Origin of the sequence: Thermomonospora umbrina, assembly GCF_003386555.1 — a bacterium.
GTDB lineage: Bacteria > Actinomycetota > Actinomycetes > Streptosporangiales > Streptosporangiaceae > Thermomonospora > Thermomonospora umbrina.
In genome coordinates this window covers 4303431-4327232 of the sequence record NZ_QTTT01000001.1, presented here as the reverse complement: position 1 = coordinate 4327232, position 23802 = coordinate 4303431, and the positions used below count along the sequence as shown (strand labels likewise).

At 72.8% G+C, this 23802-nt stretch carries 19 protein-coding genes; 5 read left to right on the top strand and 14 right to left on the bottom strand.

Translation table 11 applies throughout. The features are described 5' to 3' along the window. Positions 1-23: 23 nt before the first annotated feature. The gene (locus DFJ69_RS19295) at positions 24-419 is read right to left on the bottom strand and encodes a DUF3499 domain-containing protein (protein ID WP_116023893.1); all 396 of its coding nucleotides are present in this window, start codon (positions 417-419) and stop codon (positions 24-26) included. Between the two features lie 293 nt (positions 420-712). Here DFJ69_RS19295 and DFJ69_RS19290 point away from each other — a divergent pair, with 293 nt between their 5' ends. Continuing rightward, a complete protein-coding gene (locus DFJ69_RS19290) occupies positions 713-1108 on the top strand; it encodes a metallopeptidase family protein (protein WP_116026740.1) in 396 nt (131 codons plus the stop codon). A 21-nt stretch (positions 1109-1129) separates the two neighbouring features. Here the strand turns inward: DFJ69_RS19290 and DFJ69_RS19285 are convergent, their stop codons facing one another. The 4 genes from DFJ69_RS19285 to DFJ69_RS35650 form a co-directional block, all read right to left on the bottom strand. After that, on the bottom strand, positions 1130-2692 hold the full coding sequence (locus DFJ69_RS19285; protein WP_116023892.1) for a DUF5719 family protein: 1563 nt from the start codon (positions 2690-2692) through the stop codon (positions 1130-1132). Then, positions 2689-5895: a glycosyltransferase gene (locus DFJ69_RS19280; protein ID WP_116023891.1), complete on the bottom strand. Its 3207-nt coding sequence runs from the start codon at positions 5893-5895 to the stop codon at positions 2689-2691. Before DFJ69_RS19280 ends, DFJ69_RS19285 begins: the two co-directional genes overlap by 4 nt. A gap of 208 nt (positions 5896-6103) precedes the next feature. After that, positions 6104-6367, bottom strand: a complete 264-nt coding sequence (locus DFJ69_RS19275; protein WP_116023890.1) for a WhiB family transcriptional regulator — start codon at positions 6365-6367, stop codon at positions 6104-6106. A gap of 182 nt (positions 6368-6549) precedes the next feature. Next, a complete protein-coding gene (locus DFJ69_RS35650) occupies positions 6550-7479 on the bottom strand; it encodes a hypothetical protein (protein ID WP_170177718.1) in 930 nt (309 codons plus the stop codon). Positions 7480-7617: 138 nt separating this feature from the next. Between DFJ69_RS35650 and cofD the strand changes: the two genes are divergently transcribed. Together cofD and DFJ69_RS19260 are read left to right on the top strand one after the other, a co-directional pair. Next, the gene (gene cofD / locus DFJ69_RS19265) at positions 7618-8553 is read left to right on the top strand and encodes a 2-phospho-L-lactate transferase (protein ID WP_116023889.1); all 936 of its coding nucleotides are present in this window, start codon (positions 7618-7620) and stop codon (positions 8551-8553) included. After that, a complete protein-coding gene (locus DFJ69_RS19260; RefSeq protein ID WP_116023888.1) occupies positions 8550-9845 on the top strand; it encodes a coenzyme F420-0:L-glutamate ligase in 1296 nt (431 codons plus the stop codon). The genes cofD and DFJ69_RS19260 overlap by 4 nt, the downstream gene beginning before the upstream one ends. Here the strand turns inward: DFJ69_RS19260 and DFJ69_RS19255 are convergent. From DFJ69_RS19255 to DFJ69_RS34375, 8 genes are all read right to left on the bottom strand, one after another. Then, the gene (locus tag DFJ69_RS19255) at positions 9829-10881 is read right to left on the bottom strand and encodes a substrate-binding domain-containing protein (protein ID WP_116023887.1); all 1053 of its coding nucleotides are present in this window, start codon (positions 10879-10881) and stop codon (positions 9829-9831) included. The two genes, DFJ69_RS19260 and DFJ69_RS19255, sit on opposite strands and share 17 nt — an antisense overlap. A gap of 18 nt (positions 10882-10899) precedes the next feature. Further along, entirely contained in the window at positions 10900-13482 is a 2583-nt protein-coding gene (locus DFJ69_RS19250) for a bifunctional FO biosynthesis protein CofGH (protein ID WP_116023886.1), read from the bottom strand. Positions 13483-13902: 420 nt separating this feature from the next. Continuing rightward, complete coding sequence (locus DFJ69_RS19245; RefSeq protein ID WP_116023885.1) at positions 13903-14796, bottom strand: DNA-3-methyladenine glycosylase family protein; 894 nt, start codon at positions 14794-14796, stop codon at positions 13903-13905. Further along, positions 14793-15863, bottom strand: a complete 1071-nt coding sequence (gene manB, locus DFJ69_RS19240; protein WP_116023884.1) for a mannose-1-phosphate guanylyltransferase — start codon at positions 15861-15863, stop codon at positions 14793-14795. Before manB ends, DFJ69_RS19245 begins: the two co-directional genes overlap by 4 nt. Positions 15864-15892: 29 nt before the next feature. Next, positions 15893-17017, bottom strand: a complete 1125-nt coding sequence (locus tag DFJ69_RS19235) for a glycosyltransferase family 4 protein (protein ID WP_116023883.1) — start codon at positions 17015-17017, stop codon at positions 15893-15895. Positions 17018-17139: 122 nt separating this feature from the next. Continuing rightward, a complete protein-coding gene (locus DFJ69_RS19230) occupies positions 17140-17847 on the bottom strand; it encodes a class I SAM-dependent methyltransferase (protein WP_116023882.1) in 708 nt (235 codons plus the stop codon). Between the two features lie 12 nt (positions 17848-17859). Continuing rightward, positions 17860-18474 carry a TetR/AcrR family transcriptional regulator gene (locus DFJ69_RS19225; protein ID WP_116023881.1) on the bottom strand — a complete coding sequence of 205 codons (615 nt, stop codon included), beginning with the start codon at positions 18472-18474 and terminating at the stop codon, positions 17860-17862. An 11-nt stretch (positions 18475-18485) separates the two neighbouring features. Then, complete coding sequence (locus DFJ69_RS34375; protein WP_170177716.1) at positions 18486-18626, bottom strand: hypothetical protein; 141 nt, start codon at positions 18624-18626, stop codon at positions 18486-18488. Positions 18627-18762: 136 nt separating this feature from the next. Here DFJ69_RS34375 and DFJ69_RS19220 point away from each other — a divergent pair, with 136 nt between their 5' ends. Further along, positions 18763-19713 (top strand): lysylphosphatidylglycerol synthase domain-containing protein, encoded by a 951-nt coding sequence (locus tag DFJ69_RS19220; protein ID WP_245974458.1) that lies wholly within the window; start codon positions 18763-18765, stop codon positions 19711-19713. Positions 19714-19723: 10 nt separating this feature from the next. Then, complete coding sequence (trxA, locus tag DFJ69_RS19215) at positions 19724-20062, top strand: thioredoxin (RefSeq protein ID WP_116023879.1); 339 nt, start codon at positions 19724-19726, stop codon at positions 20060-20062. A 62-nt stretch (positions 20063-20124) separates the two neighbouring features. Here trxA and DFJ69_RS19210 read toward each other — a convergent pair whose 3' ends face one another. Then, the gene (locus DFJ69_RS19210) at positions 20125-23784 is read right to left on the bottom strand and encodes an RCC1 domain-containing protein (protein WP_116023878.1); all 3660 of its coding nucleotides are present in this window, start codon (positions 23782-23784) and stop codon (positions 20125-20127) included. Between the last annotated feature and the right edge of the window lie 18 nt (positions 23785-23802).

Genomic DNA, 23802 nt, shown 5'->3' with positions numbered 1-23802 from the left:
GCGACGGATATCGACGGGACGGCTCAGTCCGCGCGCTCGTTTCCGCGGTCCGCGGCGGCGGGGGGCTGCGCGGTGCCCGAGCGGAGCACCCGCAGATGTCCGCGACGCCCGACCTCCACGCCCTGCCCCACCGGCTCCTCGCCGGGGGCGACGGGTTTGGCGGCCTCGCGGACGGCGTCGGCCAACGCCTCGAGATCGTCGACGCTGGGACGCCCGTCCTCCACCGGGAGGCGGACCAGCTCCCAGCCCATCGGCGCCGTGAGCCGTTCCGAATGCTCCGCGCAGAGGTCGTAGCAGTGCGGCTCGGCATAGGTGGCGAGCGGACCCAGGACCGCGGTGGAGTCGCGGTAGACGTACGTGAGCGTGAAGACTGCTGGCTGCTTGCACGCGGTGCGGGAGCAGATTCGGGCGGGGCTCACGATGGCCGACCGTACCCCCGAACCGCCGTATTCGCCACCACCACCGCGGCCGTGTCGCCACGACCGCGTCAATTCATCGGCAACCGCCGCAATACCCCACGACGGCGGGACCCGTGAAGAGGAGCATCGCGGGTCCGGGGCCGGGAGGATAAGCTCGTACATGTGCGATCCCTGACCGCCCCCGCGGGGCACCCGACACCGGGGAGAGGGCCCACCCGACGGTGAGCGACTCGGCCCCCGGCCCCAGGATCCGGCGCCGCGACCGGCATGGCCGAGGCGTGCGCGGTCCCCTGATGCCCCCCGAGGCCCCGTTCTCGCTGTCCCGCGCCGAACGGTTCGACGGGCTGGTCGGCGACGAGGTGGCCCGGCTCGGTCGGCGCTGGGGGCGTGAGCTGGCCGAGGTGGAGTTCGCGGTCGAGGACGTGCCCGACGTGACGTCCGGCGACCCGGCCCCCGTTCCCGTCCCGCTCAGCCGCACCCGTCCCGCGTCCGAGGGGCGGCCGCCGCGCATCATCGTCTACCGCCGCCCGATCGAGGCCCGCAGCGGCGGCCCCGGCGCCCGCGGTCGGGGCGTCGACGAGCGCGAGCTGGCCAGGCTGGTCCGCGACGTGCTCGTGGAGGAGGTCGCCGACCTGCTCGGCCTGTCCCCCGAGTCCGTCGACCCGAGCTACGACTCCCCGGACGAGTAGCCGCCCCTCAGGGCACCGCGGTCAACCCGGCCGGCGCTCGACGGGCAACAGCACCCGGGGCGAGTCGACCACCGGTGGCAGGTCCAGGGTGGTGACGGCGGGCGCGATGGGGAGCACGGTGAACAGTCTGTCGTCGCGGCCGGTCGCCATCACGCGGGCGGCGTGCACCGGGCCCGAGCCCGGCAGCGGGACGACGAGAAGGCCGAAGCCCTCGTCGGCGTCCCCGGGCGGCGGGGTCGGCTCGACCTCGATGGTCCGGCCCGCCGCGATCCGGACGTCCTGGGGGCGGCCCGGCGTGCCCTGCGCACCGATCGTGGTGACGCGGACGGTGGCGGCGTTGCCGGGGGCGGTCAGCAACAGCGACGAGTTGAAGCGGTTGTCGGCGACCACTCCCCCGGCGCGGGTCAGCGGGTGGGTGGCGACCCCGTAGGCGACGTCGTCGCCGCGCTCGGCGGCGAACCCCGCCACGATCGGCCGGTTGGCGACCAGCAGCACGGCCGCCGCCTTGCCCCCCAGGGCGTGTTCGAGGTCGAGCGGCATGACGGTCCCGGCGGGCACGTCCATGGTGTCGCGGCCCTCGGGGGCGAACGCGCCGGTGGGGGTCATCACCTGGATCATGACGCGGGCGTCGTCCTGCCCCGGGACGGCCACCAGCAGACGACGCCCTCCAGGACCGGACGGGATGCCCGGGACCGTGAGCGTGGCGGCCGGGGCTCCGGCGACCGGCAGCCAGTCGACGCCCTTCTCCTCGGCCACCCGGACGCGGACGGCCGCGGCGACCCGGCCCGTGGTGGTCCGCACCCGCAGGGCCAGCAACTGGGAGGTCGTGACGATCTCGCCCATGCCGTCGGGGGTGTCCCCCAGGCGGACGATCCGGGTGCCGTGGGGGCCGACGAGGATGCCGCGCCCGTCGGCGGTGTCCAACGGGCCCTCTCCCGACAGGGCCGTGATGTCGACCGTGGCGGGCTGGGCGTCGAGGTTGGTGAGGTAGACGTCGATGCGGTCCGCGTCGAGCGGGCCCGGGCCGATGAACCGCAGGTCGTTGCCGGGCGCGGCGCACCGCGTGGCGGCCAGGCCCCGGTCGTCGCCCTTGCCGACGTAGGTGGTCCGCTCGGCGGCCAGGCCCGCCGCCGGCGCGCCCTGCGCCTTCACCATGTACGCGTCGGGGGCGTCCTCGACGTCCCGGCTCCACGGCAGGCCGGGCCTGGTCAGCGAGGCCAGCGTCTGGCCGTCCGCCATCGACGACACGTCGGCGCGACCGGCGCCCCGCGAGGTGACGGGGGCGAGGGCGCTGACCCTGCCGTCCCGGGTGCCGGGGCAGGCGAGGACGGCCGAGGAGACCGGTATCCGCCGCCCGACGCCCACGGCCGCCTCACCGGACGGACGGGACAGGGCCGCCACCCCGTACAGCGCCAGGACGGCCAGCAGGACGAGCGCCGCCGTCGCGTACCGGTAGCGGAGGACCTGCACGCCCAGCTCGGCGAACCGCAGCCCCCAACGCCGCACCTCCGCTCGGACGTCGGCGAACGTACGGGGTCGGCCGGGGCCCGTGGGCTTGTCCTCGGCGGCTTCTTCGTCGGTCATGAACGTTCTCCGGCGGCGACCGGGGGCTCGGACGAGGAGGATGTCGGCGGCCCGGACGGTTCGGGCACGGCGGCGGCCGCACGACGCAGCCCGCGCACACTCGAACGACGCCCGCGGGCGGAGCCCCCGCCCACCCGCCCGACCGCGCCCGACCGCGCCCCCGGCAGCGCCAAGACGGCGACGGTCAGGACGGCCACGCCTTGAACGAGCACCCAGAGATGGCGCAGGGCCATGCCCCGGCGGAGCTCGAAGTGCCCGCCCGACGGCGGGATGTCGTACGCCTGGGCCCAGCCGTCCATGCGCCGCCCTTCGAGGCCGTCGCCGTTGAGGGTGGCCCGCCAGCCCCCGTCGGCGGGCTCGGCCAGCAGCAGCGTGCGCGGCCGGGGGCCGGGCGGGATCCGCACCGACGCGTCGACCTTCCCGGCGGGCAGCGGCGTCACGTCCAGCCCGTCGAGGAGCATCAGGCGACCGGCGGGCTCGAGCAGCCGCCAGATGCCGAACTCGGCGGTACGGCTGATCCGGGTCAGCTCCGGCGAGGCGTCCAGGACCGCCGTGGTCGCGTCCCGGCCCGGCCGGGGCACCAGGACGTACTGGACGCCCATCCGGGTCAGCGCCGGGCCGTCGCCGAACCCGGCGGCGAACCCCGCCGTGAGGGCGTCCATCCTGCGGCGGGCGGGCGCGGGGATCGGGATCTCGGCCTCGCCGATCCTGGGCTCCACGCCGCGCAGGACCTGGTACGCCATCCGCCCGTTCGGCTCACGGCTGAGCACGAGCGTGCGCGGCCCGGCGGGACCGGCGACGAACCCGGGGACGGTCTCGGCGGGGACCTTCCGGAGCGGCCCGCCGGCGCCGTCGGCGATCCAGGCCAGGCCCGACAGCACGGGCACGGACACGGCGGCGAGGACGACCAGACCGCCCCCCACCCGATAGACGACGTCCTTCTCGGTGAGCGTGTCGACGGCGCGCAGGACCGCCGCGATCGCCGCCAGCAGGATGCCCGCCGCCGCGAACAGCAGCGCCGCCCCCGGCCAGGCGGGGGCCCGCTCGGCGCCCTTCGCGACCGTGACGGCGCTGACGCCGATCGCCGTGAGCAGCCCGAACAGGGCGATCATCCAGCCGACCAGGACCGCCGGCCGGCGGCTGCGCAGCGGCAGCGCCAGCGCCGCGATCAGCAGCAGCCCGGCCGGCGCCCACGTCGGGGGCACACCGGGCCCGCCGGGGTTCAGCGCCAGCAGCGACACCGCCCCGGGGGCCGGATCGGTGCCGGGGTGCAGGCCCGCCTCCAGCAGGAAGCGCGACGGATGCAGGATCAACCCGGCCGTCCACGGCAGCAACAGCAGCGGCGGCACCCCCAGGGCGACCACCAGCTTGCGGTCGAGGTGGGTGGACCGCGCGGTGCCGAAGGCCGCCCAGGCGACCAGACCGCCGAGGAGCGCCAGCGGCCACACCAGCGGCACGAACGACATCGCGACGGCCAGCAGCAGACCCACCGCCCAGGCCGCCCGGCGGCGCTGTCTGCGCGGAACGCGACGCCCCCGGGGCAGCGCGTACATCCGGGCGGCCTGCTGCACGATCAGCGGCAGCATCACCAGCACGACGGCGGTCCCGATCCTGCCGGTGGCGATGGCGCCGGTCGCGACGGGAAGGAGCGCGTAGGTGGCCGCGATCCACATCCGCACCGCCGGGGCCGGGATCCGGCGACCGGTGCCCTGCCTGCGGCCCCGTCGCCCGGTCGGCCGGGACGGCTCCACGACCAGCGTGCGGGCGGCGGCGTACGCGGTGAGCCCGGCGAGCGGGACGCTGCCGAGGAGCAGCAGCGACACCGCCAGCCAGGGCTTGCCCAACGTCACCGTGGACAGCGCGGCGAGCACGCCCGTGGAGGGCGGGGCCTGGGCGGCCGAGCCGAGCCCGACCGGATGCCAGCCCGCCAGGTGGCGTTCCCACAGGTCGCTCGCCCCGCCCCAGGCGGGCACCAGGGCCCCGCCGCCGAGCCTGCCGCCGGCGGCGACCAGCGACCGTTCGGCGGCGACGGTGACCGCGCCCAGCCCGAGGGCGAGGATCGCCACGGGATGGCCCAGCAGCCGGCGCACCAACCGTGGGCCCTCGGCGGAGGTGTCGTGGTCGTCGTCGCGGGCCAGCGCGGCGGAGACACGCTCGCCGAAGCGGCGCAGCGCCAGGCCGCGCGGCTGGAACCGCCGGACGCTGTGGTAGACCCGCCGCCGGCCGGTGGCCCGCGCGGCCCGGGCCCGACGCAGCGCGCGGGGCGAGCGCAGCACGTCGACGAGCGCGGCGACCTCGTCGCGGGCCGTCTGCTGCCGTTTGACGGCCAGCAGACAGAGCGCGCGGAGCGCCGTGCCGATCAGCACGCGGGCCAGCGTGCGGACCGCCGGGCCCGTCGGCAGGTTGGCCAGCAGGACGTACAGGGCGTTGCGGCGGTCGCGGCGGCGCGCGGACTCGGCCGTCATGCCCGGAGCCCGCAGCCCGCGTCCGGCCGCCTCGGCGTGGTGGACGACGGCGTCGCTCACCACGACCACCCGCTGGCCGATGGCGTGGGCGCGCCAGCCGAAGTCGATGTCGTCGCGGAAGAGGCCGAAGGTCTGGTCGAGCCCGCCGAGCTCGTCCCAGACGTCGCGGCGGACGAGCATCCCGGCGGTGCTGACCGCGAGCACGCCCCGGACGCCGTCGTGCTGGCCCTGGTCGAACTCCAGGCGGTCCACCCCGGTCTCGCGGCGGCCCGCCCCGTCGATGGTGACACCCATCTCCAGCAGCAGCCGCCGGTCGTCCCAGTCGCGCAGCTTGGGGCCCAGCACGGTGGCGTTGGGGTCGGCGTCGGCGGCGCGCAGCAGCAGCGCCAGTGCGTCGGCGGCGGGCGCCGAGTCGTCGTGGAGCAGCCAGATCCACTCGGTGCGGGGCCGCCCGGGACTGTCGTCGGGCACGGGCAGCGAGGCCGCGGTGTGCCGCAGCGCCTCGGCCACGGCCCGGCCGTATCCGGTGGTGCGCGGCAGCCTGAGCAGGTTGCCGTCACCGACCACTTCCGTGAGCACGGCAGGACCCCGGTCGGTGCTTCCGGTGTCGACGGCGACGAAGCGTTGTACCGGCCGGGTCTGCGTCAGCAGCGCCTTGAGCGTCTCCGGCAGCCAGCGCGCCCCTTCATGGGCGACCAGGACGGCCGTGACGACGTGGCGATCGAGAGCGGGCGACAAGGGTCCCCTCGATCTGGGTCGACGATTCTTCCTGCCGTCCCCGGGTGAGGGGGACGGGTCGGCCGCCCCTGATGCGGGGCGGGCCGGCCACGTCGACCCTTGACCGTCCGGATGGGACGGCTGTCAGGCGGACACGGCGGGAACACCATACGCGCAGGCGCGGTGATCCCGCCGGGCATCCCCTGGGAAACACACCGTGGTGGGCGCCTCAGACCGCCGCGCGCTTGAGCTTGCGGCGCTCCCGCTCGGACAATCCACCCCAGATACCGAAACGTTCGTCGTGCTGGAGCGCGTACTCCAGGCACTCGGCCCGTACCTCGCAAGCCCGGCACACTTTCTTGGCTTCGCGGGTCGAGCCGCCCTTCTCCGGAAAGAACGCCTCCGGATCCGTCTGCGCGCACAGGGCGCGCTCCTGCCAGCCCAACTCTTCACCGTCTGTGCCGTGCGCCAGCGGGATCACTACCTCGCTCACAGCGCACCTCCTAGCCCGTGGAGCCCCCGAACACCCTTCTCATCGGACCCTCTGTCCCCCCGACGAGAAGAACTACACGTATGAAATTACACGCGTGTAGCGCCTGCTCCGTCAAGCGGAACGACTTCGGGCACGGGCATAGCGGCTGTTTCGGTGCGTAGTGATCGGCGTTGGCGTCGTTATTACTGTGGCGGACGGTTGTCGCGGTACCAGTCGCCGCCGTTTTCGGGCCCCTGCTGCTCCTGCTGGCCGTAACCGGGCTGTCCGTAGCCCGGTTGGGGCTGTTGGGGCTGCTGACCCGCCCCGCCCCCATAGGCCCGCGTCCACTCGCCGGCGCTCTCGTCCTCCAGGGACGGGCCGCCCTGCTGGGGCTGCTGGTAGCCGCCCTGCTGAGGCTGCTGATAGCCCGGCTGCTGCTGGTAGCCGCCCTGCTGGGGCTGCTGGTACTGCTGCTGCTGGTACTGCTGGGCCTGCCCCTCGGCGGGCTGCTGGTACTGCTGGCCCTGGCCCTCGACGGGCTGCTGGTAGCCGGCCTGCTGCTGGTACTGCTGCGGGTCGTACTGCTGCTGACCCTGCTGGCCCTGCTGGTAGCCGCCGTACTCGCCGTAGCCGGCCTGCGGCATCTGCGGACGGGCCGGCTGCAGCGCCTGGAAGACCGTGAACGTGAACCAGGCGCCCACGCCCAGGACCGCCAACTTGGCCGCGCCGTAGAGGAAGGCCGCCAGCTTGGTGTCCGCGCTGAAGCCGCCGGAGCTGATCTCACGGTCGCCGATCGTCACCGACTCGCCGCCCGCGACCAGACCGGCCAACCAGGCGATGACGCCGAACAGCAGCGCCACCCCGAACACCGCCAGCGCGATGATCACCACGGTGCGGGCCGCCTTGGTCGGCGTGCCGCCCCAGATGACCAGCAACACGGCGGTGGCCAGCAGCGCGGTCAGTGCGACACCCGCGATCAGCCCGGAGTCCAGCGTCTCCGACAGGGCCCGATGGGTGAACTTCCCGTCGCCCATGAGGAGGGGGACCAGACCGCCCAGCACGTGCAGGGCGGCCGCGATGGCGAGGACCCAGGCGGCCGGTTCGCGCAGGCGCAGGACCGCTTCCTTGTTCACGACTGTCTCCAGATTCGTTCGGATAGCGTCATACCGACCCGCAAAGCTTTGCATACCGCACGCGCCGGCGTCCGGACTCCGAAGATCCGCTCACCGCGCCCGTCCGGGCGTCCGGCCGGGGGCCTAGGCTGGACGACCATGAGGATCGTGGTGCTGGCGGGCGGTATCGGCGGGGCCCGCTTCCTGCGCGGGCTCCTACGGGCCGCGCCCGACGCCGAGGTCACCGTCATCGGCAACACCGGCGACGACATCTTCCTGTTCGGTCTGAAGGTATGCCCCGATCTGGACACGGTGATGTACACCCTCGGCGGCGGGATCGACGAGGAGCGGGGCTGGGGCCGGGCGGACGAGTCGTTCCGGGTCAAGGAGGAGCTGGCCGCCTACGAGGTGGAGCCGAGCTGGTTCGGCCTGGGCGACCGCGACTTCGCCACCCACATCGTGCGGACCCAGATGCTGGACGCGGGCTACCCGCTGTCGGCGATCACCGAGGCGCTGTGCCACCGCTGGAAGCCGGGGGTGAGACTGATCCCGATGACCGACGACCGGGTCGAGACCCATGTGGTGGTCGACGACGGTGAGGGGCGGCGGGCGATCCACTTCCAGGAGTGGTGGGTCAGGCTGCGGGCGGCGGTGCCCGCCGAGTCGATCACGGCGATCGGCGCGGAGGACGCCAAGCCCGCCCCCGGCGTGCTGGAGGCGATCGGGCGGGCCGACGTGGTGCTGCTGCCGCCGTCCAACCCGGTGGTCAGCGTGGGTACCATCCTGGCGGTGCCGGGCATCCGCGAGGCGGTGGTGGCCGAGACCGTGGTGGGCGTCTCGCCGATCATCGGCGGCGCGCCCGTCCGGGGCATGGCCGACGCGTGCCTGACCGCGATCGGGGTGGAGACGAGCGCCCGCGCGGTGGCCGAGCACTACGGCCCGGGTCTGCTGGACGGCTGGCTGGTCGACGAGGCCGACGCCGGCACGGCGGTGGACGGCGTCACCGTACGGGCCCGGCCGCTGCTGATGACCGACGTCGAGGCCACGGCCGAGATCGCCCGGGCGGCCCTCGACCTCGCCGAGGAGCTTCGATGACGGGCCCGATCGAGATCGTCGGGGTGCCCGGTCTGCCCGAGGTGGGCGAGGGCGACGACGTGGCCGCGCTGATCGCCGACGCGTGGTCCCCGGCCGACGGGGACGTGCTGGTGATCACGTCCAAGATCGTGAGCAAGGCGGAGGGCCGGGTGCTGGCGGCCGACGACCGGCGCAAGGCGATCGACGCCGAGACGGTGCGGGTCGTGGCGCGGCGGACGCATCCCGGCGGCGAGACCCGCATCGTGGAGAACCGGCAGGGCCTCGTGCTGGCCGCCGCCGGGGTGGACGCGTCCAACACCGCCCCCGGCACCGTGCTGCTCCTGCCCGAGGACCCGGACGGCTCCGCGCGCCGGATCCGGGCGCGGCTGCGGGAGCTGACCGGCGCACGGGTCGCGGTGCTGCTCACCGACACCATGGGCCGGCCGTGGCGGACGGGCCTGATCGACACGGCCATCGGGACGGCCGGCCTGGCTCCGCTGGACGACCTGCGCGGCCGTACCGACTCCCACGGCAACCGGCTGGACGCCACGGTGACCGCCGTGGCCGACGAGATCGCCGCCGCCGGGGAGCTGGTCAAGGGCAAGCTGTCCGGGGTGCCGGTCGCGGTGGTGCGCGGGCTGGGTCACCTGGTCACCGACGAGGACGGGCCGGGCGCGCGGGAGCTGATCCGTCCGCCCGCCGAGGACATGTTCCGGTACGGGTCCTCGGAGGTGCTGTTCGCGCGCCGTACCGTACGGGAGTTCACCGACGACCCGGTCGATCCGGAGGCGGTGCGCCGGGCGGTGGCGGCGGCCATCACGGCCCCGGCGCCGCACCACACGACGCCGTGGCGTTTCGTGCTGCTGGAGTCGGTCGACTCACGGACGCGGCTGCTGGACGCGATGCGCGACGCGTGGGAGGCCGACCTGCGGCGCGACGGCTTCGGCGAGGAGTCCATCACCAAGCGGCTCCGGCGCGGCGAGGTGCTGCGGCGCGCGCCCTACCTGGTGGTGCCGTGCCTGGTGATGGACGGCTCCCACGACTACCCGGACGAGCGCAGGTCGCGGGCCGAGCGCGAGATGTTCCTGGTGGCGATGGGCGCGGGCGTGGAGAACCTGCTGGTAGGGCTGGCGGTCGAGGGGCTGGGGTCGTGCTGGGTGTCCAGCACGATGTTCTGCCGGAGCGTCGTCCGCGAGGTCCTGGGGCTGCCCGACGACTGGGACCCGATGGGCGCCGTGGGCGTCGGGCACGCCGCCGCGCCCCCGCGCGAGCGCCCGCCGAGGCTGCCGGACGCCTTCATCGAGGTGCGCTGACGCGCCAGGAGGCCGCCGCCCGGTCCAGCTCCTTCCGGGTGGGGAGCTTCAACGGCTTGGGCGCGGCGGGGTCGAGCCCCAGACGGCGGGCCTGGGAGGCGCCGATCGTGCCGTCCGGGGCGCGGAACCCGTACCGCTGGAGCGTGATGCGGGACGAGCGGGACCGCGCGGCGGACAGGAACGCGTCCACGGCCTCCCGCCGCTGCGGGTCCTTGGCGACGACCGCGAGCGGGTAGTCGAGCATCAGGGTGCCCTCATGCGGCACCAGGGCCACGGCGGGGTTGGGCCGGTGCGCCAGGTTGTGGTTGACCATGGTCTGTTCGCTGGTCACCAGCAGCGGGCGGCCGAACCGGTCGACCCCGGTCAGCTCGGCGAAGAGCGGGGCGACGCCCTTGGGCGCGGTGCGGCGCAGCTCCGCCACCGCGGCGCGCCCCGGGTTCGCGACCTGATCGAGGGCGGCCATGGCGAAGGTCCCGGTGGTGTCGACCGCCGGGTCCAGCATCCGGTGGGCCACCCAGAGCCCTCCGGCGTGGTCGGACAGCAGGAGCCGCCAGCTCGGCCGGACGCGGGCGGCCCGCAGGTCGTCGGCGGCGGGGCGGGTGGTGGCGAACACCACCGGCGATCCGGCCAGCGACGGGCCGTCCGGCGGGACGTCCGACCCGCCGGGGCCCGCCCGTCGGGCCTCGGTGAGCCGGTTCGTGGACTCGGGGACCCAGGCGTCGACGTCGGAGTCGCCCCGGCCCAGCGCCCGGGCGGTCGTCGCGGCGTCCGCCGCGGTGATCCGCACGGTGACGCAGCGGCCCGTCACGCGGTGCCGTGCGGTCTCGAACCGGTCGGCGATCTCGCGCAGCGGCGGGGCGATCTCCGGCTCCACGGCGACGGTCACCGAGAGCGGCGCCCCGGGGCAGGGCTCGGTGAGCGTCCCGATCGCCCAGACACCTCCGCCGCCGAGCCCGGCGAGCAGCACGGCGGCGGCCACGAGCACCCGCCGCCGTCGCCATGCGGGGGATGCGGGGGGTGCGGGAGTCGCGTCCAATCGGCCCTCTCGGAGATCTCAGGTGACCAGCGGGAGATCGAGTCTGCCACGTCCCCCGGACCCCTGAGCGAAGTGCCCGACCCCGTCGGTCCGGCGGGCCGCCTCGACCCGTTCCTGGGACGGCGTTCCGTAGGTGGTGGTGCGCTGACGTGCGGGGCGGCCGGCGCGGGCGGCGATCTCCTCCAGCGAGCTGATCGTCTTGAACGAGCCGTTGCCGGAGCCGGCCATCCGGCTGATGGTCTCCTCCATCAGGGTGCCGCCGAGGTCGTTGACGCCGCCTTGGAGCACCTGGGTGCACAGGGCGTCGTCCAGCTTGACCCAGGAGCACTGGATGTTGGCGATCGCGCCGTGCAACAGGATCCGGGCGAGGGCGTGGACGGCCCGGTTCTCGCGTGCGGTGGGCCCCGGACGGGCGAGCCCGGCCAGGTAGATCGGCGAGTTGTGGTGGACGAACGGCAGCAGGACGAACTCGGTGAACCCGCCGGTCCGTTCCTGGATCGAGCGCAGCAGCCTGATGTGCCCCACCCAGTGCGCGGGGGTGTCGACGTGCCCGTACATCATCGTGGAGGTCGTCGGGATGCCCAGCTCGTGGGCGGTGGTGACGACCTCGATCCACTGGGAGGCGGGCAGCTTGCCCTTGGTGAGCACCCAGCGGACGTCGTCGTCGAGGATCTCGGCGGCGGTGCCGGGCAGCGAGTCGACCCCGGCCTCCCTGGCGGCCTGGAGCCAGTCGCGGACGGACAGGTCGGTGCGGCTGGCGCCGTTGACGACCTCCATGGGGCTGTAGGAGTGCAGGTGGATGTCGGGGCGGCGGCGCTTGACCTCCCTGGCGAGGTCGAAGTACGCGGTGCCGGGCAGGTCCGGGTGGATGCCGCCCTGCATGCAGATCTCGGTGGCCCCGGCCTCCCACGCCTGGTCGACGCGGTCGCCGACCTGTTCCAGCGACAGGGTGTACGCGTCGGCGTCGGTGCGGCGCTGGGCGAACGCGCAGAAGCGGCAGCCGATGTAGCAGACGTTGGTGAAGTTGACGTTGCGGGTGACGACGTAGGTCACCTCGTCGCCGACCGCGTCCCGGCGGAGGTCGTCGGCCAGTCTCGTCAGCGCCTCCAGTTCGGGGCCGTCGGCGTGCAGCAGGGCGAGGGCCTCGTCGTCGGAGATGCCGGCGGGGTCGCGCTCGGCGTGGGCGAGGGCGGCCTTGACGTCGGCGTCGAAGCGTTCGGGCACCCGGACCCGGTCGCGGAGGGCGTCCCAGTCGCCGTACACCTCGTCGAAGTCGTCGCGCCGGTCGGCGGTGCGCCCGGTGGTGTCGATCTCGACGTGCAGGTCGGTGCGGCCCGACGCCAGGAAGCCCCCGTCGGGCTCCTGCCAGGGACGGCCCTGCGGAACGGCGTCCTCGCGGGCGAGGCCGGTCTCCGGGTCGGCCAGGGCGGCGACGTGGGCGTTCAGCCGGGGGTCGAGCCAGGGCTCGCCGCGTCGGACGTACTCGGGGTAGATGGTGAGCCGTTCGCGCAGGGTGAATCCGTGCTCGGCGGTCCGGGCGGCCAGCTCGTCGATGTGGGGCCAGGGCCGTTCGGGATTGACGTGGTCGGGGGTGAGGGGCGAGACGCCGCCCCAGTCGTCGATGCCCGCCCGCACCATCAGCCCGTACTGGTCGTCGACCAGGTTGGGCGGGGCCTGGATGCGCGCCTTGGGGCCCAGCACCAGCCGGGCGACGGCGATGGTCGCGGCGAGCTCGTCCAGCTCCGCGTCTCGGGTGTCGCGCATCTTGGTGTCGGGCTTGGCGCGGAAGTTCTGGACGATGACCTCCTGGATCGCCCCGTACTCCCGCATGGTCCGGCGGATGGCGAACAGCGCGTCGGCGCGTTCGGGGACGGTCTCGCCGATGCCGATGAGGATGCCGGTGGTGAACGGCACGTTGGTGCGGCCCGCGTCCTCCAGCACCCGCAGGCGGACGGCCGGGTCCTTGTCGGGCGACCCGAAGTGGGGGCCGCCGCGTTCGCTGAACAGCCGGGTCGCGGTGGTCTCCAGCATCATGCCCATCGAGGGCGCCACCGGCTTGAGCCGCTGGAGGTCCCGCCAGGTCAGCACACCCGGGTTGAGGTGCGGCAGCAGCCCCGTCTCCTCGAGCACCCGGATGGCCATGGCGCGGACGTAGGAGAGCGTGTCGTCGTAGCCGTGGGCGTCGAGCCAGTCGCGGGCGGGCTTCCAGCGGTCCTCGGGCCGGTCGCCCAGCGTGAACAGGGCCTCCTTGCAGCCCATCGCCGCACCCTGCCGGGCGATCTCCAGCACCTCGTCGGGACCGAGGAAGGGCGCGTCGAGCCGGTGGGGAACGGTCGCGAAGGTGCAGTAGCCGCAGCGGTCCCGGCACAGCCGGGTCAGCGGGATGAAGACCTTGCGGCTGTAGGTGATGATCCCGGGGCGTCCGGCCGCTTCCAGCCCGGCGTCGCGGGTGCGGGACGCGTACTCCAGGAGCCGGTCCAGGTGAGGGCCACGGGCGTGGAGCAGCGTGGCGGCCTCGGCGTGGTCGAGGGTTTTGCCGTCGCGCGCGCGGGCCAGGGCCCGCCGTAGCGCCGACTCGGTCACCGTGCTGGCAGTGTCCATGAGGCGAACTCTATGCCAAGCGTCATATTGGTGGATGATCCGGGCGGCCACGTTTTCCGAGTCAAGCCCCGACGTCGTCGATCTATTCCCCGCCGCGCCGCCGGCACGCGAGGACAGTTCAGTGTTTCTTACACGTTCTATGCAGAAATAGTCGCTGGACCTGAACAATGGAACGGGCCAGACTGGAGGTGCGACGGAGAAACGGCGGCGAACCCGCCCCTCCATCGCGACCCGCGCGGGAGTCCCATCACTGCCGACCCCCAGGACCTCCCATGTACTTCTTCCTCGCCCTGTTCGTCGCGCTCGCCGTCCTCGGCCCGCTGTTCGGCCGCGACAGCCGCGACGGCCTCGACTGGGCCCCCGACCACTTCTGGCGTCGTCGCCGCACCGAGAGACGCGCGTCACGCACCCGGAACCGGGTCAGAAGGCGCGATAGTCCCGCACGGACATCCGAGGCCCGCGCCGTGGAGGACGTCTGCCGGACAGTTCCAGCAGCCGGGTGACCCGGTGCCGGTGGCCCGCGTACGGCTCCAGCAGCTCCAGCATCCCGGCGTCGTCGACCTTGCGGCCCGCCAACGCCCAACCCACCAGGCCGGGCAGGTGGTAGTCACCGACCGAGACGGCGTCGGGATCCCCCACCGCGCGCTGCCGGGTCTCGGCGGCCGTCCACACCCCGACACCCGGCAGTGACCGCAGCCGGCCCTCGGCGGCGTCCTGCTCCAGTCGGCCCGCCACCCGCGCCGCGTTCATGATCGTTCGTGCCCGTACGGCCTCCGCGCCCGACCTGTGCCACTCCCACGACGGGATGCGGGCCCAGACGGCGGGCGGCGGGGGCACGCGCATCTCCGGGGCGCCCGGCGCGGGCTCGCCGAACCGGCGCAGTAGATACCCCCAGGCCCGCCACGCCTCCTGGGAGACCACCTTCTGCTCCAGCACGGCGGGCACCAGCGCCTCGAACACCCGGTTGCTCCGCCCGATCCGCCACCCGCGCCGCCGGGCCGCACCGTCCCTGACCACCGCGTGCAACGGCTCCAGGGTCCCCGGCTCGTCCTCCGAGCCCAGCAGCTCCGGCAGGCCCTCCAGCAGCCAGGCCCCGCCCGGCCCCCATGCGAACGCCTCGACCTCGCCGAGGTCCGCACGGCCCCGGACCCGCAGCGCGCCCGGGCCGTCCGGGGTGAACGACGTGCGCCAGACCGCCCCGTCCGGGGTCGTCCGGTACGCGGGGTCGTGGCGGCCCCGGCGGTGCGGGGCCAGCGTCGCCGCCACGTCCACCGGCCAGGGCGGTCGCCAGGTCCGCGTCAGGGGGCCGGTCACGCGTCGTGCGAGAACCGCACGGCCATCGGGGGCAGCTCCACCCCCGGCCACACCCTCAGCCCGTCCAGCAGTTCGTTGCCCGGCCCGATGACCGCGCCGTCGCCGATCACGACGTCCACCAGCACCGCGCCGGAGCAGATCCGCGCCTCGCGGCCGATCACCGAACGCACCACCTTGGCGCCGGCCTCGACCACCGCGCCGTCGAAGAGCACGCTCGACTCGATCTGCGCCCTGGCCCCCACGCGGGCCCCCTCGCCGACCGTGGTGCCGCCGACGACCTGGGCGCTGGGTGCGATGAACGCGCCCGGCAGGGCCAGCACGCCGTGCTCGGCGCCCGACACCACCGGCGACGTCATCGCCCCCGTGACCAGGTCGGACGCACCCCGGACGAACGCCGCCGGGGTGCCCACGTCGAGCCAGTAGGCGGCCTCGACGTAGCCGATGATGGCGGCCCCGTCGGCCAGCAGGCCGGGGAAGACCTCGTACTCGGCCGACACGACCCGGCCCTCCGGGATCTCGTCGATCACCGACCGGCGGAAGATGTAGCAGCCCGCGTTGACCTGGTTGGTGGGGGGGTTCGGGGACTTCTCCACGAACGCCAGCACCCGCCCGTCCGGGGCCGTCGGCACCGCCCCGTACCGCCGGGCGTCCTCCACCAGCGTCAGGTGCAGGGTCACCGCCGCGTCGGCCTTGCGGTGCGCGGCCACCTGCGCGGTGAGGTCGTGGCTGGACAGGATGTCGCCGTTGAGCACCGCCACCGGGTCGGTGGGGCCGCACTTCAGCGCCTCGGCCGCGTTGCGGATGGCCCCGGCGGTGCCGAGCGGCTCCTCCTCGGTGACGTACACGATCTCCAGCCCGAGCCGGCGGCCGTCGCCGAACGCCTCGGCGAACATCGACGCCCGATAGGAGGTGGCGAACACGATCCGCCGCACCCCCGCCTCACGCGCACGGGTGAGCTGGTGCTCCAGCAACGGGACACCCGCCATGGGCAGCAACGGCTTGGGCGTGGACAACGTCAGCGGCCGCAGCCGGGTGCCCTGACCGCCCACCAGAAGTATGGCCTCCACGGCAGAGAAGCCTACTGGTGCGGTAACGGTCAGAAGGCCCGCAGGTAGGACTCCAGATGCGCGTCGGCGGAGGCCGCCCAACTGAACCGCTGGGACCGCGCGAAGGCGGCCTCGGCGAGCACGGCCCGCCGGCCCGGATCGCTGATCAGCGCGCGCAGCGCGGTGGCGATGTCGTCGGCGCCCGGCTCGGTGTAGGCCACCGCGTCGCCGCCGACCTCGGGCAGCGAGGCCATGCGGGTGGTCAGCACCGGCGCGCCGCACGCCATCGCCTCCAGCACCGGCAGCCCGAACCCCTCGCCCCGGCTCGGCAGCGCCACCACCAGCGCCCCGCCCAGAAGCCCCGGCAGCGACGACCAGCTCAGATAGCCGGGCCGGATCACCCGCAGATGCGACGGCACCGTCGCCAGCGCCGCGTCCACCTCGTCGTCCCAGCCCCCGGTGCCGCCGGCCAGCACCAGCGCCGGCGGCTCGTGCATCTCGGCGACCGCCGCCGCCCAGCCCCGGATCAGGTTGGGCACGTTCTTGCGGGGCTCCAGCGCGCCGAGGAACGCGATGTAGGGGTGGCCGTGCAGCCCGAGCCGGTCGGACACCCGCTTGATCTCGTCCTCGGCGGGCCGGTGGAACGCCTTGTGGTCGACGCCGTGATACGCCACGTCGATCCGCGCCCGGTCGCAGTCGAGCAGCCGCACCAGCTCGTCGCGGGTCGCGTTGGACGGCACGATCAGCCGCGTCGCGCGCCGCGCCGCCGTCCGGGTCGCCGACTTCAGAAAGCTGGAACGGACCGGATTGTGCACCTCAGGGTCGCTGAAGTGCGTCACGTCGTGCACCGTCACCACCGTGGGACAGCCGGCCCCCATCGGCACCGTGTAGTACGGCTGATGGATGAGGTCCGCGCCGGTCTGCCGGGCCACCAGGGGCAGACCGTTCTGCTCCCATGCCAGCCGCGCCGAGCGGTGCGCCAGCGCCGCCGGACCCGCCACGATCCGCGCCCCCGGGGCCAGCGCGCCGTAGCGCGCCACGTCGGAGCGCTGGCAGGCGACCACCAGGTCGGTGCCCTTGGCGTGCAGGGCGGCCAGCAGTCCGTCGACGTATCGGCCCAGCGCACCACGGTCGGCGGGTACGGCGGTGGCGTCAACGAGAATCCGAGGCGCCACGGTCCTCCCTAGGATCGTCGTGTCGGGGATCACGTCCCTTTTCGAGAGCCTACGCCGGAACGCCGTTCAACGGTGCGAGGATCGCGTGTCGTGTCATCCGGGCCGTACCTACCTATAACCGGTCAGGCACGCTTTCGGGCGCGAACGAGGACGATGCTGCCCCGGTCGTTGGGGGCCCGCCGGTCGCCCAGCGCCACCAGCGGGGCCAGCGGGGCCGCCGCGTTGAACCCGACCTTGCCCCCGTACGCCGACAACGACAGGTAGAGCCGCTCGGCCGCGGCCGTGCGGAACTGGTACGAGTGGCCCACGATGTCCAGGCCGTGCTCGTCCATCAGCGCCCGCAGCGACTCGTGGGTGTAGGTGTGCTGGACGTGGTACTTCGCCTTGTGCGCGTCGCGCAGCTTGGGCCACGCGTCGGCGCGGCTCAGCACGTCGGCGGACATGAAGATCTCCCCGCCCGGCCGCAGCACCCGCGCCATCTCGGCCAGCGACCGCCCGCCGTCGTCGAAGTGCTCGATCGCGCACACCGACAGCACGGCGTCGAACGCCCCGTCGGCGAACGGCAGCTTCAGCGCGTCGCCCTCGATCAGCGCCGGCGGGTGCGCCAGCGACTTCCCGTACGCCATCTTGGCGCGCGCGAGGTCGATGGACACCGCGTGCGCTCCGCGCTTGCGGGCCTGCCCGGCCCAGTAGCCGTCCCCGCCCGCGACGTCGAGGACCCGCTTTCCGCGCAGGTCGCCCCCCATCCAGCGGAGCAGCGTCCCGGCCTCACGGAACCGGCAGACATGTATCTGGTGGCCGACGAACGCGACCGCATCAGCAAGCTTCATAGCGTCGCAAGCCTATTGCCTCGCGGGCCCTTGCGGGCGTGAGGTCTCGGGCGCCAGCCATCGACGGGTGAGGTCGCGCAGGCCGGAGCACCAGCGGTCGCGGTCGCCGCCCTGCGCGATGGCGTCGGCGGCGGCGTGCAGCGCGGCGAAGAACAGATCCGCCGAGGTGTCGGGATCGACGTCCCGCACGGACCCCTCGGCGACGCCTCGGCGGATCATCCGGGCGACGAGCGTGGTGGCGGACCGCTCCTCGTCGATCGGCGTCAGCTCCGTCGAAGAGTAGAACACCGCCCGGTGCAGGCCGCCCAGGCCGAGGGTGAAGTCGACGAAGCGGTCGATCTCGCCGTCCAGGACCGCCCACCAGTCCCCGGGGGCGTCGTCGGCCAGTCGCTCGCGCAGCGGCGCGCTGTAGTCGTCCATCACCCGGTCGCGGACGGCGGCCAGCATGTCCTCCCAGGACGGGAAGTAGACGTAGAAGGTGGCCTTGGCCGCACCCGCCGCGGCGGTCACCGCGGCGGCCCGGTTGACCGGCTCCCCCTGCTCGCGCAGGACGCGGACCGCGGCGTCGATCAGCTCGGCGCGCCGTTCGGCCGGCGACAGCCTGCGGCGGGTACGGGCTTCGGCCATGACCCTGGAGGCTAGGGCATGGCCCGCCTCACCAGGGGCTCGAAGGCGTAGACCTGGAACACGGAGCCGTCGGGGTCGCGCAGGAACGCCGAGCGGATGCCGGGCGCCCGGATGGAGAAGCCGGCCGGCGTCGTCCACGCGCAGGTGCACATGACGGACTCCACGGAACCGGGACAGGGGGCTCCTCTCATTGTTGACCTGAGGTCATTCTTATTGACCTGAGGTCATTGAGCAACTCGGGTCGGATGAGCGGAGCGGACGCCGTGAGGGCTCGCCTAGGCTGAGCGCGTGATTTCCAAGCAGAAGGCCATGAGCGCCTTGCGGGCTCTGTTGGTGCTGCTGGCCGTGGTCTTCTGCGCGTACAGCCTTCTGGCGCAATGGGACAAGACCGTCGACGCGTTCGCCCGGATGTCGTGGACGGCCCTCGTGGGCGCTTTCCTGGCCGGGGTCGGCGGGCTCGTGGCCTGGATGCTGAGCTGGCGGGTGCTGCTGGCCGGCCTCGGCTCACCCCTGCCGCTGAAGGCCGCCTCGCGGCTGTCGTTCATCTCCGGGCTCGGCAAGTACGTGCCCGGCAAGGTGTGGGCGATGGTCACCCTGATGGAGCTGGGCCGCGAGTACAACGTGCCCCGCGCACGCAACGTCAGCTCCTCGCTGCTGGCGATCGCCTCCACGGTGGCGACCGGCCTCGCCGTCGCGGCCGTGACGCTGCCGTTGACCTCCCCCGAGGCCACCGAGGACTACTGGTGGCTCTTCCTGTGCGCCCCGCTGGTCCTGGTGGGCCTGCACCCCCGCATCCTCTCCTGGGGGATCGACCTGCTGCTCAAGCTGGTGCGGCGGCCCCCCTTGGAACAGCCGGTGAGCCTGATGGTGACCCTGCGGGCGGCCCTGTGGTGCACGGTGGGCTGGCTGCTGTTCGGCCTCCACACCTGGCTGATCGCCGACGCCGCCGGGGGCGACGGCCGGGGCCTGCCGCTCCTGGCGACCGGCGCCTACGCCTTGGCGTTCACCGCCGGCTTCCTCGTCTTCATCGCCCCCAACGGCCTGGGCCCCCGCGAGGGCGTCCTCGTCCTCACCCTCTCCCCCGTGCTGCCGGAGGGCGCCCCCCTGGTGGTGGCGCTGGTGTCCCGGGTGCTCCTCTCGCTGGCCGACCTGCTCTGCGCCGGCCTGGCCTTCGCGGTGGGTCGGCCGAGCGGGAATGAACCGGCTCCCGAGAGACTTACGCCAATAGACAGCCGATGAAGGAGAGATCGTGAGCGCACCGATCAAGGTGACCGACGAGACGTTCGACGAGTTGGTGCTCCAGAGCGACACGCCCGTCCTCGTGGACTTCTGGGCCGAGTGGTGCGGCCCGTGCCGGATGATCGCCCCGATCCTGGACGAGATCGCCGCCGAGTACGACGGCCGCCTCACGATCGCCAAGCTGAACGCCGACGAGAACCCCGCCACCCAGGCCAAGGCCGGCGTGATGGGCCTGCCGACCCTCAACCTGTACGTCAAGGGCGAGGTCGTCCAGCAGATCGTCGGCGCCAAGCCCAAGCGCCAGTTGCTGTCCGCCATCGACCCCCACCTCGAGGGCGTCGCCAAGTAGCACCCGCACGACGAAGAGCCGGACACGGAACGACTCCGTGCCCGGCTCTCGTCGTTGTTCGATCAGGGCGTGCCGTTCACCCGGGTCGGGATGTTGAGGCTGTTGTTGTTTCCATGGCCCAACTGGCCTGACCCGCCGTCGCCCCAGGTGTAGACGGTGCCGTTGAACAGGGTGGCGGCGGAATGATTGCTCCCGCCCGCTACGGCGGTCGCCCCGGTCAGGGCGCCGATGAGCGACGGCGTGAGGACGTTCCCTCCGGCGGAGCCGATACCGACCTGGCCGAGGGCGTTATAGCCCCAGGCGAAGGTGGTCCGATTGTGCCGCACCGCGAACGAGTGCGAGGCTCCCGCTCCGACGCCGAACACTTCGGTCAGTCCACTGACGATGCGAGGCGTCATGATGTCGGGACCGGTCGAGCCGATGCCCAGTTGGCCGAGGTCGTTGCGTCCCCATGCCGCCACGGTGCCGTCGGACTTGACCGCCAAAGAGTGGCCATCCCCTGCGGCCACCGATCCCGCCCAAGTCGACACGCCGCCGATTCCGGCGACCTGCACCGGCGTGAGACGGGTGTCGGTGCTGCCGTCACCGAGTTGACCCTCGGTGTTGTCTCCCCACGCCCACAGGGTGCCGTCGGACTTGACGGCGAGGCCGTGATTCCACGCGGCCGCCATGTCGACCACCCCGCTCAGACCACCGACCTGTACCGGTGACGTCCGGCCCTCCTGTTCGCCGCTGCCGAGTTGACCGGACTGACCGCTTCCCCAGGCCCACAGGGTGCCGTCAGACTTCAACGCCAACGACCAGTAGCCGCCGGCCGCCACCGCGGTCACCCCCGACAACCCCGGAACCTGTGTCGGGGTCGAGCGGTCCGTGGTGGTGCTGTCTCCGAGTTGACCCTCGGAGTTGTCTCCCCACGCCCACACGGTGCCGTCGGACCTGACCGCCAGCGAATGTCCCTCACCACCGGCCACCGCACGCGGTGAACGCACCACGCCCGACAGTCCCGCTACCTCGGCCAAACCATTTCGGCCCGTGGTGGTACCGTCCCCCAACTGGCCCTCGAAATTAACGCCCCAAGACCTCACCTTCCCATCATTACCCGCGACCAGCGTCCAACCACCCCCGGCCGCAACACCGCCACGCAGAAATTCGATCGCCCTGCGCACATTCGGCGACGGCCCGATATGTCGGGGATCCGATGCCGGCTGAGGCGTTCCGGTGACCTTGAGAACATGCCGCACCAACTGCGGCGACAGCGGACCCCCCATTCTTTTGGCCGCGCCCTGCAATGACGCCACCGCTCCGGCCGTGATCGCACTGGCCCCGGATGTTCCGCCGAAATCATAGGTATATGTCTTGTTGAGATCCGTCTCGTTGGACGGGTGATGTTTGTCGGCGCGACTGGTCGTCGTCCAGATGCAACGTCCATACGCCTGGACGTCGACCCTCGACCCGTAGTTCGTGAACGGCAGCGCAGTACGTTCGGCCTGGGGGCTTTCCAAGCAGTCGCTGCCGTCGACCGCCGGAGGCGCCCCGGCCCCCACCATGATCGCCCCCGAATCGGGACGGGTCATGATGGCGGCGGAATGGGGATCTTGGGGATCGTCGAGGTCGACGGTGCCGTTGCCGGCGGCCTCCACGACGGTGATCCCCGATGCGGTGGCGAGCACCGTCAGGTCGTAATACGTCGCCGCCCCCTCGATGGGGTAGTACTTACCGCCGATGGACTCCTGCGCCTCGTAAAGAATCACGTCGCCCGGCACGGAGTTCTCGATGGTCGCTGCGAGGACGGTCGAAGAGAAGGGGTCGATACGAAGCCGAGCGTGAGGCGCCATACCGGCGACGCCCTTCCCATTATCGTTTCGGGCCCCGATGATGCCGGCCACGGCCGTGCCGTGAGCGACCGCGCTGTGCTGACACTCATCGACGATCGGCCCCAGCGACGCGATAGGACCGCCTGGTGAAGTCCGGCCTGCGAGATCCTCATGGCAGAGATCGGCCATGGCGAGCCCCGTGACCGGAGTGACGGGCGTCAAACTGCCGATGGTGTCACCCGTGCCGAGTTGCCCCTTGTCGTTCGCGCCCCAGAGCCGCATGGGAGTTGACGGACCCGCAGCGAAGGAGTGACGCAGGCCCGCCGCCGGCACGGTCCCGGCACCGGTCGAGGCGATCTCCACCGGGGCGTGTCGGTCGATGGTGGTGCCGTCACCTACCCTGCCATCGTCGTTGGCACCCCAAGCCCACCGCTCGCTCGACACCGCCGCGACGTTGTGGAACCCGCCCGCCGCAACATTGGTCACCGAGACCAAACCGGACGGCTGAACAGGAGTGCCCGAGTCCGCGGTCGTGCCGTCGCCGAGTTGCCCTCGACTGTTGTCGCCCCAGGCGCGCACGGTTCCGTCCAGACGAACGGCTAGCGAGTGCAGACGTCCCGCGCCGACCTGCGTGACGCCGCTCAGCCCGCCGGTTTGGACAGGCGAGTCGGAATCGGTCGTGCTTCCGTTGCCGAGCTGGCCGTTGTCATTGTTTCCCCACGCCCGGACAGTACCGTCGGCCAGCACGGCGATCGAGTGACCGCCTCCCGCCGCGACCGCACCGAACTTGGCCACCGCCCCGGTCAAGACGGTAATCGGGGTTGAGCGGTCGCCGGTGGTGCCGTCTCCGAGCTGCCCCTCGTCGTTGTTGCCCCACGCCTTCACCGTGCCGTCCGCGAGGACGGCGAGGGCATGCCCGTCACTGCCGGCGCTGATGCCCACCACATCGGTGATGCCGCTGACCTGGACCGGCGTCCTCCTGGCGATGGTGGTGCCGTCGCCGAGCTGACCTTGGTCATTGCCGCCCCAGCTCCACATCGTTCCATCTGCCTTCAAGGCCAGCGAGAAGTCTCCGCCCGCGGCGACCGCCTTGACGTCGCTGAGCCCGGGCACTTTGACCATCTTGGTTTTGTCGGTGGTGGTCCCATCACCGAGTTGCCCCTGACCATTGCCGCCCCAGGCCCACACACTGCTCTTCCAGTTCGGATCCTGGTCCCAAAAGTACTTCCGGTCGACGATCAGTGTGTGCTCGTCTCCGGCCGCCAGGGTGCCCGCAGCCGCCGAGGTACCGACCCACCTGGGCAATCCGCCCTCCAGGTCGCTGACCAGCACGCCGTCGCCCTTGCCTCCCGGCACTGAGGCGGCTGCGTCGGCGTCCACTCCGGCGCCGGCAGGGTTGCGGTAAACCTGCTTCGACTGCAAGGGCTCGGCGGCAGCAACCGGGATCGGCGTGGCTTGTGCAATCTCGACCGACGGCAGCCTGTTGAGGTCCGCCAGGAGACGCTCGATGCCCCGGGACACGGTGATCGTGTACCAGGAGGTCAGGTCAGGCAGGCGGCGGCGAATCTTCTTCTCCAGCCGCACCCGCTCTTCGACGACCTCGGACGGGGATCGACCGGTCAGCGGCAGGACGCCGGCGTCTGGATACTTGGACAGGACGGCGTTCAGGGCGGACGCATCACCGGTGTTCGCCGCCGAGGCGCGGTGATTCCGTATCTGAATCCTTCGATCCGGCTTGAATTTTACGGAGAGCTCGGTGGTGGAAAAGCCTTGGGGAAGCGGGCCGCGGGTTCCAGGTGCTCTTCCCTTGTCCCTGCCGTGGTCGTACGCTGCGGGCAGAGATGGTTCTGATGCGGACACAGCCGCGTACACCGCAGGGGACGCGCTCAGCATCACCGCCACACCCATCGCGGCGAGAATATTTTT